9 protein-coding genes and 1 pseudogene are annotated in these 14,373 nt (G+C 71.6%); 7 read left to right on the forward strand and 3 right to left on the reverse strand.

Annotated features, from left to right (window positions below; all coding sequences use genetic code 11):
* Positions 1-192: 192 nt before the first annotated feature.
* A pseudogene (locus AC2CJA_RS02135) lies at positions 193-534 on the reverse strand (transposase family protein); the annotation flags it as partial.
* 492 nt (positions 535-1,026) lie between these two features.
* Here AC2CJA_RS02135 and AC2CJA_RS02140 point away from each other — a divergent pair.
* The gene (locus AC2CJA_RS02140; RefSeq protein ID WP_484600915.1) at positions 1,027-2,433 is read left to right on the forward strand and encodes a D-alanyl-D-alanine carboxypeptidase family protein; all 1,407 of its coding nucleotides are present in this window, start codon (positions 1,027-1,029) and stop codon (positions 2,431-2,433) included.
* Between the two features lie 280 nt (positions 2,434-2,713).
* Here AC2CJA_RS02140 and AC2CJA_RS02145 read toward each other — a convergent pair whose 3' ends face one another.
* Both AC2CJA_RS02145 and AC2CJA_RS02150 read right to left on the reverse strand, forming a co-directional pair.
* Positions 2,714-4,345 (reverse strand): penicillin-binding transpeptidase domain-containing protein, encoded by a 1,632-nt coding sequence (locus AC2CJA_RS02145; protein ID WP_484600916.1) that lies wholly within the window; start codon positions 4,343-4,345, stop codon positions 2,714-2,716.
* 225 nt (positions 4,346-4,570) lie between these two features.
* The gene (locus tag AC2CJA_RS02150) at positions 4,571-5,245 is read right to left on the reverse strand and encodes a lytic polysaccharide monooxygenase auxiliary activity family 9 protein (RefSeq protein ID WP_484600917.1); all 675 of its coding nucleotides are present in this window, start codon (positions 5,243-5,245) and stop codon (positions 4,571-4,573) included.
* 589 nt (positions 5,246-5,834) lie between these two features.
* On the opposite strand from AC2CJA_RS02150, the gene AC2CJA_RS02155 reads away from it, so the two are divergent.
* From AC2CJA_RS02155 to AC2CJA_RS02180, 6 genes are all read left to right on the forward strand, one after another.
* Positions 5,835-6,719, forward strand: coding sequence for a thioesterase II family protein (locus AC2CJA_RS02155; protein WP_484600918.1), 885 nt, complete (start codon positions 5,835-5,837; stop codon positions 6,717-6,719).
* Entirely contained in the window at positions 6,710-7,648 is a 939-nt protein-coding gene (locus AC2CJA_RS02160; protein ID WP_484600919.1) for a hypothetical protein, read from the forward strand. The genes AC2CJA_RS02155 and AC2CJA_RS02160 overlap by 10 nt, the downstream gene beginning before the upstream one ends.
* Before the next feature lie 325 nt (positions 7,649-7,973).
* Positions 7,974-8,975: a transposase gene (locus AC2CJA_RS02165; RefSeq protein ID WP_484600920.1), complete on the forward strand. Its 1,002-nt coding sequence runs from the start codon at positions 7,974-7,976 to the stop codon at positions 8,973-8,975.
* Between the two features lie 140 nt (positions 8,976-9,115).
* Entirely contained in the window at positions 9,116-9,907 is a 792-nt protein-coding gene (locus tag AC2CJA_RS02170; protein ID WP_484600921.1) for an AfsR/SARP family transcriptional regulator, read from the forward strand.
* A 253-nt stretch (positions 9,908-10,160) separates the two neighbouring features.
* Positions 10,161-12,338 (forward strand): ATP-binding protein, encoded by a 2,178-nt coding sequence (locus AC2CJA_RS02175; RefSeq protein ID WP_484600922.1) that lies wholly within the window; start codon positions 10,161-10,163, stop codon positions 12,336-12,338.
* A gap of 332 nt (positions 12,339-12,670) precedes the next feature.
* A complete protein-coding gene (locus AC2CJA_RS02180; protein ID WP_484600923.1) occupies positions 12,671-14,260 on the forward strand; it encodes an aspartate aminotransferase family protein in 1,590 nt (529 codons plus the stop codon).
* The last annotated feature ends 113 nt before the right edge of the window (positions 14,261-14,373 follow it).

Below are 14,373 nucleotides of genomic sequence, written 5' to 3' on the forward strand. Positions count from 1 at the left end.
GAACCCCAGGGGTTTCCCGGCGATACAGGCTGCCCTGCACTTCTCTTGGAACTCTCTTCCGACTCTCTTCGGATTGTCTTCGCGTTTTCCGAAAGACAGCGGAGGAAATCTGTCGAAGACAACGCGGCGGATGCTACCGTGCTTCACGCCGATCGAATGCGGGCGCCTCTCTTTACTGAGCGTTTTCCAACCTCATGCTGATGTGTCGAGGTGGAGGGTGAGGACGGCCTTGACCAGGCCGGTGATCCGGGTGGTGGAGCAGCGGAGCTTGCGCAGCAGCCGCCGGGACCTGAGGGCGGCGAGCGCCTGCTCGCCCGGGGCGCGGATGCGGGCGTGGGAGCGGTTGTGGGCCTGCTGGCCTGCGGAGAGCGTCTCCCAGCGGCCCCAGTAGGGCACCCGGACGGCAGGGCCGGCGCCTCGGTGGGCCTTGTCCGCCCAGCAGGCCGCGCCGGTCTCGGTCAGGGCGTCGATGATGCCGTGGGTGCGGGCCGCGCGGAGGTCGTGGACCGCTCCGGGCAGTGCCACGGTGAACCACTCGGGGCGGGTGCCCCTTGCCCAGGGCGTGAAATTCTCCGGTTGAAAGGGGAGTTCGTCCTGAGCCACCGCGGCGCGGCCCCCGCAAGTCCCCGAGGAGGCCGACCGGCCGGCCCGAATCCGCCGGGCCGGAGAACGGTGGCGCCAGGTCCGCGGCCCGCGGGCCGAGCCGCGGACGGCGGCCGTTCACCGCACTCGCCGCGGCGCGGTGAACGGCACGGACCGGATCGGGCCTCTTCGGCCGAGCGGGGAGGAACGGGCCACCACGGCGGCGTGAGCGCGGCGGTGTTCCGCGCATTAATGTTGGAGCCGATGAGAAACGACATATCAGCGACCGGGCGCCACGACGCGCCCGGTCGTGACGGATCGCGGGTGGAAGCCGTCGAACCACCCGAACGGAAGGACCCCCCGGCGGAGACCGCGGGAGCAGGGCCGGCGGGCGGAACCACCGACCGGGCGGCCGAGCCCGACTCCTCGGTGGCGAGAGGGTTAGTGGATGCCCCGGCCCGGGGCCCCGCCGCGCCGACGGGCGGTGACGGCGACGGTGTCACGGACCCTCCCGGCACGGACACGCACACCGGCCCCCGCACGGCCGAAGAGGACCGGGAGGACACCGACGGCGCGGCGGCCGGAGGGAACACCGGGACGGCCGACGCGCCCGGGTTCAGGATCTGGGCCCTGCTCGCGGCGCTCCTGGGACTCGCCACGGTGGCCGCGGTGACCGTACAGGTACAGCGTCCGCTTCCCCGGCCGGCCTTCACCCTTGGTGAGGCCGCATCCGTCGCCCCGGCCAAAGACAACGGATTCTCCTTCCCCTGGCCAGGGGAAGGGCAGGCCGCCGTCGCGGTCGAGGGGCTGGGCACCGTAGGAACGTTCGGGAAGCAACAGCCCGTTCCGACGGCGAGCATCGCCAAGATCATGACGGCCTACGTGATCCTGAGCGAGCACCCCCTGGAGAAGGGCGAGAAGGGCCCCGGGATCAAGGTCGACGCCCAGACGGTGGAAGACGGCAGGTCCGTGCACGAATCGCGCATCACGGGACTGGAGGTGGGCCAGACGTTCAGCCAGCGGGACATGCTGAAGATGCTGATGATCCCGTCCGGGAACAACATCGCCCGGCTGCTGGCCCGCTGGGACACCCGCTCCCCGGACGAGGCCGCGTTCGTCGGCAAGATGAACGACGCCGCCAGGGCACTCGGCATGGAGAACACCACCTACACCGACCCCAGCGGCCTGGACGAGGGAACCGTCAGCACCGCGGTCGACCAGCTCGAACTGGCTCGCGCGGTCATGAAGTTCGACGCCTTCCGCGAGGTCGTCGCCCTGCCTCACGCCGACATCGAGGGTCATGGGCGCATCCACAACAACAACGACCGCCTGCTCCTGGCCGGGCTCGGTATCAGGGGCATCAAGACCGGCTCCAACACACCGGCCGGCGGCACGCTGGTCTGGGCGGCGTACAAGACCGTGGGCGGCAAGGACCGGCTGATCCTCGGCGCGATGATGGCCCAGCGCGTCACCGGGCCGGACCCGAACGGCGCCAACAGCCTCGTCCTGGCGCAGGACAACAGCAAGAAGATCGTCGAGGCGGTGCGCGAAGCGCTCACCTCCACCACCGTGATCAGGAAAGGGCACGTCGTCGGCCACGTCGACGACGGGTTCGGCCGCCGGACTCCGGCCGTGGCCGCCCGGGACCTCACCGCGGTCACGCTCCCCGGCCTGTCGCCCGAGTTCACCTTCGACGACGGTGACAGGAGCCTCACCCACTCGGCGCGGGCCGGCACCGTGGTCGGCGAACTGACCGCGGACACCGGAGGCGAGGAGCACAAGGTGCCGGTCGTTCTCGAGGAGGACCTCACCGAGCCCTCCTTCGGCGAGAAGCTCACCCGTACCGGGTGACCCCCGGGGGCGGGGCCCGGTGGGTCCGCGTTCCTCGGCCGTCCGCCGGTGATGACCCTGATGACACGGTGCCGTGGAGCGCCGGAACGCGTGGAGGCCGATGACGTTCCCGGCGCCGGTGGACGGTGGCCTCCACCGTCCACCGGACGCGGTCGTCCCCCTCCGGGTGCCGTCGTCCCCGTCCGCGCGGCTCTCCGCGCCCGCACCACCGCCCCGTACCGCCCCGCCCCGGACACGGGCCGCCGTGTCCGGGGCGGGGCGGGTGCCGAGGGCAGGCGGCTCAGCCGAGGTTCCGGAGGAACTTCGCGGCGATGGGGCCCGCGTCCCTACCCCCGGATCCGCCGTCCTCCAGCAGCACCGCCCAGGCCAGATCGCCGTCCCCCTGGAAGCCGATCATCCACGCGTGCGTACGCGGCGGGTCCTCGTTGCCGAACTCGGCCGTACCGGTCTTGGCATGGGGTTGGCCGGGGACGTCCCTCAGCTCCGCTCCCGCTCCCTCGGTGACCGTCGCCCGCATCATCATGCGCAGATCGGAGACCACCGCCGGGTCCAGCGCTTGCGGCGCCTCGTGCTTCTCCTTCACCGCGTCCGGCACCAGAACCGGCTGCCTGAACTCACTCTCCTTGACCGTCGCCGCGACCGAGGCCATCACCAGCGGAGACGCCTCGACGCGTGCCTGTCCGATCATGGAGGCGGCCTTCTCGTTCTCGTTCTCGGAGACGGGCACCGCACCGTCGAAGGTCACGGCGCCCACGTCCCACACCCCGCCGATCCCGAAAGACCGGGCCGTGTCCCGGAGGGCTGAATCCGACATCTCCTCCCGTGCGTTGACGAAGAAGGTGTTGCACGACTCGGCGAAGGAATTCTTGAAGCTGGAACCCTCCGGCAGCGTGAACTGGTCCTGGTTCTCGAAGCGCTGGCCGTTGACGTGAGCGAATTTGGGGCAGTCCGCGACGTCCTCGGGACGCATACCCGTCTTCAGCAGCGCGGCGGTGGTGATCACCTTGAAAGTCGATCCCGGCGCGTAACGACCCGCCAGCGCGCGGTTCATACCACCCGGGACGTTCGCGGCGGCCAGAATCCGGCCGCTGCTCGGAGCTATGGCGACGATGGCGGCCTTCTTGTCCACGCCTTCCAGCGCTTCGGCGGCCGCAACTTGGACACTCGGGTCGATGGTGGTCTCGACCGGCTCGCCCCGGCGGCCTTTCTCCTCACCGAGCCGCTTCACCGCACGGCCTGAGTCCCGGTCCGCGACCACCACCGACTTCGTTGCGCCGCCGCCCCCCGTGAGCTGCTCGTCATAGCGGCCCTGCAGCCCCGAGACGCCCTTCCCGCTCTTCGGGTCGACGGAGCCCGTCAAGGACGACGCCTGGAGCTCGGCGCCGGTCGAGTCGAGGATCTTGGCGCGTTCCCGGGACTGCAGAGCCAGGGTCTGCCCGTGCTTCATCTCCGGATGGACCATGGGCGTGGTGAAATCAACCTCCCACTCCTCGTCCTTTTCCCTCAGGGCCGTGGCGCTTGATTTCCACGCGTATTCACCCACGCCGGGAATCCGCATTTCCACCCTGAAGGGGACCTTCACCTCCTCTCCCACTCGTTCGGCATCGCCGTCAACGGCGATGCCGGTCTCCGCCGGCTTCAGATTCGTCAACACCGAGTTGATGAGCGATTCGGCGGCGTCCGGGGTATCCGTGTGAGAAGCGGCTTCGTCGGCCTTCCCGGCCTCCCACGCCGCGAGGAACTCCTCCACCCGCTCAGTGGCCGCCGCCACCTCCGCATCGCCGTCGTCGCCCCACGCGTCGAACATCCAGTAACCGGCACCGGCCACAATGGCGACCGCGAATAAAATCCCGAGGACCGGACGTCGGCGCGCAGACCGTCTCCTCCGCGGAAATTGAACCTCGTGTGTCATGCCTGCATTGTAGGAGCTACCCCCTCGGCTTCCTTAAGGGAAGATATTTTCAAGCCGGCACCGCGGCACACCGCCGACGGCAACACCGCACGACGTGAGGCGACGGGGAAGCCCCGTCGGGGCAGGGTGACCAAAGGGGTCCCCTGCCCTGGCGGGGCTCGGTCGGCCGGGCGGCGGGTTACCGGTGCCCGACCGGGGTCGGTGCCGTGTGCGGCGCTCTCCGGCTCAGCCGAAGTTCACGTCGCTGCACCACATGTAGGCCTGGTCGAGGTGCGATGCCTGCCAGATCACGAACAGGATGTGGTGTCCGGTGTAGCCGGAGGTGTTGACGTTGAAGCTGATGTTCTGCGCCGGGGCGAAGCGGCCGGTCTGCGTGATGAAGTCGAGGTTGCCCCAGCCCAGGGTCTGGGTCCTGGGGTTGAAGCCCTGCTTGCTCACGTAGACCCTGAAGTAGTCGGCGCCGTGGGACGCCTGGTCGTACAGCTGGACGGTGAAGTTGTTGCTGACGTTGGTCGTCTTCCACTGCCCGGGCCTGTTCAGGCTGGCGTTCCGCGAGAGGTTGTTGCTGCAGAGCGTCCCGTCGGGGGTCCGCGCCTGGAACTGGCCGCCGAGGCCGTCGCGGAGCGCGCTCATCCAGTTCCACATGGTGTCAGGGTTGGCCTGGAACGCCTGATAACACATGGGGTCCTGGGTCTGCATGGCCGGGTCCATGTGGTTGCTGCCCCAGGTCTTCCAGCACTGGTACGCGCGGGAGGCGGGGTTGACGATGGTGCCGTGAGCCTGGGCGGGGGCCGTCCAGGTCAGTGCGCCGACAACCACGGCGAACAGCATGACGAGCGTCTGGAGAGGACGGCGGATGACCGACCGGGAACGCCCGGTTAACGGGCTCTGGTTGCGCATGTGGGGGGAACTCCTTCCAGCTACGAAGCACTATGGGAGCGCTCCCAACAGTACGGCTTCTGAGTGAAATGTCAATGAAACAAACGGAGTTGATACAGGAGTGGGCGGTGAGCAGGGAATCCGCCGAGAACCGGGGCCGGACCCCTTGCGGAGAGCGGAGAGCGGAGACCGGAGAGCGGGGTGCTGCCCGGACCGGCGTGCGGGGTGACGCCGGGGAGGGGCGTTCGCGGACCAGGTGCCGGAACGCTTCCCCCGCCGGACAGTCGGCCCGGACACCCGCGCGGTCGTTAGGTGGCGGGTGGCCGGGCCGGTGCCCGTGCGATGAGGCAACGGCCCGGCCGGTGGCCCCGGGGAGGTTTTCCCGTCACTGAGCACCCCTCACGCGTGACGGCCCGGGAGGAGCGGGGCGGCGCGTCGCGCGCCCCGCTCGGTGGCAGGATCGTCGTCCGCGACCGGTGCGCAGGGCAAACGGGGGCAGATGCGAATGTCACTTTCCCGGCAGTCGCCGGGCCGCTTTGTGCGGTGTTTGGCCGCGCTTTGAGTCGCCGCCCGCAGCATGGGGACGTGGCTCGGCAGCCACCACGTCGGAATGCGAGACGGGAGAATCGAATTGGGCAGCGAGTGGTTCCGAACGTACGCCCCGGCCGGGTTGGCGTCCGGCGGTACAGGCTCACGGGTACGGCTGGTCTGCTTCCCGCACGCCGGTGGCTCGGCCAGCGCCTTCGTGCCGTTCGCCCGGCTCCTGGCGCCCGTGTGCGAGGTGCTGAGCGTGCAGTACCCGGGGCGGCAGGACCGGCGGCGGCAGGAGCCGGTGCCGGACGTCGGACGGCTCGCCGACACCATCGCCGAGGAGGTGACCCGGCACGTCCCGGAGCCATACGCCTTCTTCGGGCACAGCATGGGCGCCGTCGTCGCCTATGAGACGGCCCGCCGCCTGCGGGCGGGCGGCGAGCCCGCCCCGGTGCGGCTGTTCCTGTCCGGGCGGGGCGCGCCCTCCGCCGAGCCCAGCCCGCACGACGGGCTCCGCACGGACGGCGAACTGATCGCGACCGCGGCCCGGTTGGGTGGCACCGCACCCGATCTGCTGGATGATTCGGAGGTGCGGGACATGGTCCTGCCGGCGTTGCGGGCGGACTATCGTGCCCTCGCCGACTACCGCTGGATCCCCGGGCCCCGCCTGGACGTTCCGTTCACCGTGCTGGTCGGGGACAGCGACCCCGTGGTGACCGTCGCCGAGGCAGCCGCCTGGGAGGGCTTCACCGCCTCGGGCGCCGAGCTCCGGGTCTTCGCCGGCGGGCACTTCTACCTGAACGACCACATCGACGCCGTCGGCCGGACCATCACCGCCGCGCTCGCCGCACCGGGTCGGCAGCCGGCGCACGCCGGGTTCCCGAGCGCGGGCGGCGGGGCGCGGACCGGATCCTCCGCCGCCCCGGGCGACGTGCCGTCGGGGCGGGGTGGCCCGTGGCAGTGACGTTCTCCCCCGAGCTGCACGGTGCGGAGGTCACCGTCTGGCCCGACGTGTGGATCGGTGCGGTGGCCACCTCGACGGGTGCGCCGCCGCCGTACGTCCGAGCGACGGAAGCGGGACGCCGCGGCGCCGGCCGACGGAGGTCGGCCGACGGAGTCGGGGCGGGTGACGAGGGCGCCTTGCTGCGTGCCGCCCGTGCCGCGCGGCGGCAGTCGGGTGTGCCGGAGGGAGAACTGGACCTCGTCATCCACGCCCCGGCCGGGGACGCGGGTGGGCCGGACGGCACCGCCGCCGCGGTGGTGCGCGGACTCGGGTGTCCGCGAGCCACCGCCTGGGAGGTGCGGCGGCCGGCCGGCGGCCCGCTGGTGGCACTGCACCTGGCGGCGCAGTACGTGTCGGGGCGGGCCCCGACGTCGCTGACAGCCCTGGTCACCACCGAGGGCAGAGGTCCGGCGCTCTCCGGCCGGCCTTCCGCGAGGCAGGCGACCGGGCTCGTGCTGACGGCGTCGGCGGGCGTGGCGCGCGTGCTGGCGACCGCCCTGCTGGGCGGCGGCCCGCCCCACGGATCCCTCCTCCGCTCCGACCTCGCCTGGCGCGTGCCCGAGCGGCGGAGGATCCGGTCCGCGCCCCGCCGACGCAGGGGAGGTGATCGCCCTGACGCGGCCGTGGCGGCCGGGCTCGGGGAGCGACAGCGCGAGGTGGCGCGACAGGCGCTGGTCGCCTGCGGGCGCGCGACGGACGACACCGTACGGTTCCTGCCGCCTCCGACCGAAAGCGAGCCTTCACGCGATGAGCAACTCGATGCGTTGAAAAGGCGGTTGGAGCAGGCTGGAGCCCGGCGACGCGAGACGCTCGTGCTGCTCGGCGGGGACGCGGGCGGTGTCGCGTGCGCCGTCGTGGAACTGCCGTCCGTAGTTGTATGGTCGCTCTAGTCCTACGCGTGATTTTTTGTGCTCCTGACTGATTCCCACCCCTGACCAGCGGAGATTCGGACATACTCCAGTGACTCACACCCCGGTTCGACCACTTTTGTTCCACATTAAAGAACGTTTCAAGCTGTACAAACAACTGTGCTGATGGTTTCTTGAGACCTGACCGGACGCTGGCTGAAAAGTGCGTTCGTTCTAGTCGGCGTCAGGCGATGCTGTGGGAGGCTCAACAATGTGGCATGCACAAGCGCATGCGCGTACGACACGGGGACCGTACGTACCGGCATCACTGATCGACGAAGCAGGCGATGATCTGTTCGCCTCCCTGATGCGCAGCGGGTACCGGCCCAAGGCCGGGCGTTATGTGCGATCCCTGCTGGACGCACCGGGACCGAAGACCTTACGGGCCGTAGGCGCCCAGTGGGGCGGCACTGCGGCCGCCCAGCGGGTGCACCACTTCATCACCGCGTCCCCGTGGGACTGGCGGCCGGTGCGGCGAGCCCTCGCCCGGTACGCACTGCGGACGCTGTCGCCGCGGGCCCTGGTGGTCGCCCCCGCCCACCTCGAGCGCGCGGCCCGCCCGCAGGGACCGGGTCCGCAGGCGCTGGGGGCCTGGCTGACATCGGCTGCGGGAACCGTTCCCGTGGACTGGTACCTGATGCCGCTGCGACGGTTCGGCGGCGCGGCCGGCGGATGTCTGTCCGGCCGCGCCCCGACGGCGGCCGACGACCCGCACCTCCTGGACGCGGTTACCGGCGCCACCGGCCTGCTGCCGCCCTGGGAAGGCCCCGTCGTCGTCGACGCCGACGTGCTCGACGCTCCCGCCCTCGCCCATCGGCTCGGGCGGCACGGGCATCGTTTCCTCATCCGGACCGCCCCCGGCACCGCGCTGCGAGTCCACCCGGGCCTGCCCCCACGGCACGACGCCTCGGCGCGCACGGCCGCCGAAGTCGCCGATGCGCTGAGCAGGCTGCGGCGCCCCGTCCGCCTGCGCGGCGCCCCCGTGACAGCGGTGGCCGTCCCGGTCGTCACCGGCCGTCCCTCCCCCGGGCTGCTGCTGCTCGGGGAGTGGGAGAGCGCGCGGCGGCCCCGCGCGCTGTGGCTGACCAATATCCGCTCCCTGCCCCTGCCGGCGCTGGTCCGCCTCACCCGACTGCGGGACCGCGTCCGGCAGGACACGGCCGACCTCACCGAACCGCTCGGCCTGCGCGACTACGCCGGGCGGTCCTACTGCGGCTGCCACCGCCACCTCACCCTCGTCTCCGCGGCCCATCTCCTGACCGTCGTGCACAGATCGGCCGTGGGCCCACCACGTCCCCTCCCCGCGTGACCCCGTGCCGCGGCCGGCCGGACGACAGACCCCGGCCCCGGAACGCGCCCCCACATCCGTCTCCCGCTGCACCGATTCTGCGGAACCCCCCACCGGCCCCCGACATGAGCACCGGCCGTACCGGAACAGGAGCGTGTGTTGTGAAGTTCAGGCTCAGCGGACCTTTCGAGGTCGTCACCGACGACGGAAGGGTACACGCGCCCAGAGCCCCCAAGGTCTCCCGGCTCCTGGCCGTCCTCGCGCTCCAGCCGCGCACCCCGGTCGCCGCCGGCACCCTCGTCCGCGAGCTGTGGGGCGACGCCCCCCCGGCCGGTGCCCTCCGGACCCTGCAGACGCACGTGTACCACGCGCGCAGGACACTGGCCGACCTCTCCTGCCCGCCCGGCCGCCCACTGCTGGTGACCGACGGCCCGGGCTACAGGCTCGACGTGGACGACGACGACGTCGACGCCCGCGTCTTCGAATTCCTCGTCCGCCGCGCGCAGGGCGAACGGGACGCCCAGCTCCTCGACGCGGCCTCCCACCATGTCACCCAGGCCCTGAACCTGTGGCGCGGGCCGCTGCTGAGCAACCTGCCGGTCGGCTCGGTCCTCGCGGGCCGCGCCGTCTGCCTGGAGGAACTGCGCATCCGCGCCCTGGAACTACGCGTGGAGATCGGCGCGGCACGGGGCCGGTTCCGGCACATGCTGCCCGACCTGCGCGCCCTGGTCGAGGAGTACCCGTTGCACGAATGGTTCCACGGCCAGCTCATCCATGCGCTGCACCAGGTGGGCCGCCGGGCCGAGGCACTGCGGGCCTACCGCAACCTGTACACCGTCCTCCGCGCCGAGCTGGGCCTGGAACCCTCCGCCGAGCTGAGACGGCTGCACGCGGAGATCCTCGGCCAAGCCTCCGCCACCGAGCTGCGCCGGGCGGCCCACGAGGCCGCCTGACCGCCGTACCCCACCCGTCGTCGACAACCTCGCCCATGCGCGCAACGCCGTGCGTCAGGGCCGTCCAGGAACCGCGGGCGGCACAGGCCCACCACCTTTGGACCGGCTTTGACCGTCCTTGCGCCCACCGAGACCAAGGGGCCGGACGATGGCGTCCGAGCTCCTGCTGTGGTGACCGGGGCCGTCATCCGACGGCTCGGCCCCGGCCCGAGTCACCGTGTGGACATCCGTGCTGTACCCAAAGGGGGAAGCCATGCAATTCCGCATACTGGGTCCGCTGGAAGTGACCGATCAGAACAAACCGGTGGTGCTCCGCGGCACCAAGCAACGGGCCACCCTGGGGTTCCTGTTGCTGCAGACCAACCGGGTGGTGCCCGTCAGCCAGTTGCTGAACGCGCTGTGGGGCATCGACGAGGCGCCCACGACGGCACGCAAGATCCTGCAGAACGCGGTGTACGGCATTCGCGGGTTCCTGTCCCCCCGGTCCGCCGCCTCGCTGCCCGACACCTACGCCCAGACCCGACCGGCCCTGCTCACCCAGCCCGCCGGCTACATGATGCGCGTGGCACCCGAGCACGTGGACGTGCACCGCTTCCACCAGCAGGTGGCCCAGGGGCGGGAAAAGCGGACGCAGGGCGCGCCGGAGCAGGCGGCGGCCCTGCTGCGTGAGGCGCTCGCCCTGTGGCGCGGGCCCGCCCTGGCCGACCTGGTGGAGGCCGGCATCGACTGGCCGGAACTGGCCGCGCTGGAGAAGACGCGGCTCAACGTCATGGAGGACTACTTCGACGCCCAGCTGGCCTGCGGGCGCCACTACGAGATCATGTCCGAGCTGGAGACCATGGTGCAGGCCGAACCGCTGCGGGAGAGGTCCTGCGGCCAGCTGATGCTCGCCCTGTACCGGTGCGGGCGGCAGGCCGACGCCCTCAACACCTACACCCGGGTACGGGCCGAACTCGTCGAGAACCTGGGGCTGGAGCCGGCCCGCGAACTGCAGGACCTCCAGCAGGCGATTCTTACCCAGGACCTGTCGCTCTCCCCCGGACGGGGCAGTCCGCTACCCGAACCCGGCGGCGAGGCGGGGGCCCGTGAGAGCGTCCACGGGGGCGTGATCACCACCACGCCCGCCCCCACCGCACCGCCCCGCCCGGCGCTCGCCCGCACTCCGGCACCGCGCCCCACCGACCCCGTCCGCCACAGCGTCGGCATCCTGGCCGTGCGCACTCGGCTGGCGCCCTCGCTGGGCGGCGGTGCCCAGGAGAACCTCGACGACCTCCTGGACGGCACCAGCCTGATGGTGCGGGAGCAGATCGAGCGGTTCGGCGGCAAGGTGGCGGCGTCCATCGGGTCGGTATCGCTGGCGCTGTTCGGCCTCGACAACCCGGCGGAGGAGGACCTGAGCCGGGCCGTGCTCGCCGCGCTCGCCATCCGCGAGATGCTCGACATCGGTGCGGAACCCGCCCAGCTGGCGGTGAACGCCGCCGTGACGGCGGGCGACGTGCTGCTTCGCTACGGTGACCCAGGCGACGCGCCGACGGTCGTCGGCACCGCCCTGGACGAGTGCCACGCGCTGCTCTCCGCCGTGCCCACCGGCGAGGTCTGGGTCCACGAGAAGGTGTGTCACGCCACCGTCGACACCATCACCTACCGAAAGCTGGAGGAGGCACCCCACCTTTGGCAGGCGACGGAGCGCCGGCGGTCCACCGCCGACCGGCCGGATGGCCAGGGCGCGGGACAGACCTGGGAACTCGACGTGCTGTGCGGTCTGGTGCGGCGGACCTGGCACCGGTCGGTGCCGCACCTGGTCACCGTTCTCGGCGAGGCGAGCAGCGGCAAGAGCCGACTGCTGGACGACTTCCGCAGGTGGACCGCGCACCAGCCGGACGCGGTGCTGTTCCTGACCGGGCGCACGCCGTCGGCGCCCGGCGACGACTCGCTGCGGGCGCAGGCGGAGATGCTGTCCGCCTACTGCGGCGTCCGCCCCGGCGAGGACGGCACGGCCGCCCTGGTGCGCAAGGCGCGACCGCTGTTCCGGTCGGAGCTGGACGTGGAGTCGATGGTGTCCCGGCTCGCGCCGCTGGTCGGCGGGGCGCCGGAACCGGCCGACGGCACCACCGACGACGACCGGCTCGCCGACATCCTGCACGCCTGGCACACCTTCTTCCAGGAGGTGGCGCGCCGCAAACCGGTCGTCCTGGCCCTGGAGGACCTGCACTGGGCCTCGGACCGGGTGCTGGAGGCCATCGAGGAGTTCGCCAACTCCGCGCGGCCGTGCCGGCTGTTCGTGGTCGCCGTCGCGGGCCCGGAACTGCTGCTGCGCCGGCCGTCGTGGGCCGGCGGGCGGCAGCACGCGACCACGGTGACCCTGGACCACCCCGAACGCATCACCACCGAGCACCTGGTGGAGTTACTGCGGTCCGCCGCCAGTAACTAGACCCCGGTAACCAGACCACCGTCTCCGCCCGCCCCCTCCCCCTCGGCTCCCGCCCCTCTCGATCCCCCCGGTCACTGGTTCCTCGGTGTGCGTCACGGGCGCGGGCCGGCCGTCGCCGCCGGTCCGCGCCGACGTGTGCCCGCACGCCGTCCCGCCGGAACGCGGGCCGGAACAGCGGAACAACGGAAGCGCCCGGAGGACGGCGCTCCACCGTCCGGTCATCGCGCGGGAATCCATTCCACGGTAATCGCACGACCGGCCTTCCCGATGACTTCGCCGTGACTGACCACTGGTTTCCGCAAGCACAGGATGTCATGACGACAAGGAGTGCCATGAATGCGGAAACCGCAGTACCCGAACTGGCCGAACCGAATCTGCGCCGGCTGCTGGGCACCGCCGGACTCGACGTCGAGTACGTCTCCGGGGAGGGAAACGTCCTGCACCGCCGCACCGCGGACGGCTCGCTGACTCCTGTCCTCGACCTCGCCGGCGGCTACGGTTCCCTGATCCTCGGTCACAACCACCCAGCGATCGTCACCCGGGCCCGGGAACTGCTCGACGCCCGTTCGCCCGTGCACGCCCAGTTCTCCTCCCACCCGTACGCCAACGAGCTGGCCGCCGAGCTGAACCGGATCATCCACCGTGAACTCGGCGTCTCCGAGCCCTACTACGCGACGTTCGCCAACAGCGGCGCGGAGGCCGTCGAAGCGGCCGTCAAACACGCCGAGCTGGACCGGGGCCTGCGCCTTTCGGCCGTTCTGGACACCATCGCCGCCCGCGCCGAGGAGGCGCGGACGGCGGTGCTCTCCGGTGCGGCGACGGTGCCCGCCCCCGTCTACGAGCGGCTCGGGGTGACGCGTCCGGCCCGTGACGAGGACGGTGTCGCGCTGCTGATCGCCGAGGCAGAGCGGCGCAACACCGCGGTCGCAGGGCGGGCGCCGGTGCTGCTCGCCCTGGAAGGCGGCTTCCACGGCAAGCTGATCGGCAGCGTCCAGCTCACCCACAACGAGGGCTACCGGGCGCCGTTCGCCGCGCTCGGCCTGCGGACGCGGTTCGTGCCCATGGACCGTCCCGATGTGCTCAAGGAGGTCATGGAGCAGGAGCGTGGCATCCTCTACGGGATCCGGCAGCAGGCCGGCCGGGTCGAGGTGGCCGAGCACGACCACCCCGCGTACTGCGCGTTCCTGCTCGAACCGATCCAGGGCGAGGGCGGCATCCGGCCGCTGTCGCGGAAGTTCGCCGAGGACATCCAGCGGTTCGGCCGCGACGCGGGCTGCCCGGTCGTGGTCGACGAGGTGCAGAGCGGCATGGGCCGCACCGGCGCCCTGCTGGCCAGCTCCGCGCTGGGCCTGCGCGGCGACTACTACGTCCTCGCCAAGGCGTTGGGCGGCGGGATCGCCAAGGCCGCCGTGATGCTCGTACGCGAGACCCGCTACCGGCCGGAGTTCGAGCTGGTGCACAGCTCCACGTTCGCCAAGGACAGCTTCTCCTGCCACATCGCCCTGAAGGTGCTGGAGCTGCTCGAGGCGGAGGACGGCCGGGCCTACCGGCGGGCGGCGGAGCGCGGGGAGGCCCTCGCCGCGATGCTGCGACGGATCGGTGCGACGTTCCCCGAGGTCGTCAGGGAGGTGCGCGGCCGGGGCCTGATGCAGGGGTTCGAGTTCCACGACCAGTCCCGGGCGCGGGATGCGCGGCTCGCCGAAGCGGCGCGCTCCGGCTTGTTCGGCTACGTCATAGCCGGCCACCTGCTGCACGCTCACGGCATCCGCACCTTCCCGACCGCCAGCGCGGTGCACACCCTGCGGTTCGAACCTTCCCTACTGCTCACCGACGAGGAGATCGGCCGCCTGGAGCGGGCTCTGACCGATGTGTGCCAGATCGTTCGGGAGCAGGCGTCGGAACGGCTCGCCGTTCCGTCCTGAACCGGGCGGCCCGCCCCGGAAACGGCCGTCGGAGAGCACAGCTGCCGGGAGCACGGCTCCCGCGAACACGGCCGGCCGGAGAACGGGCAACGGCCGCCGGGTGGAGAAACCGA

The sequence above is a fragment of the Streptomyces sp. ATLC9 genome (assembly GCF_057196705.1).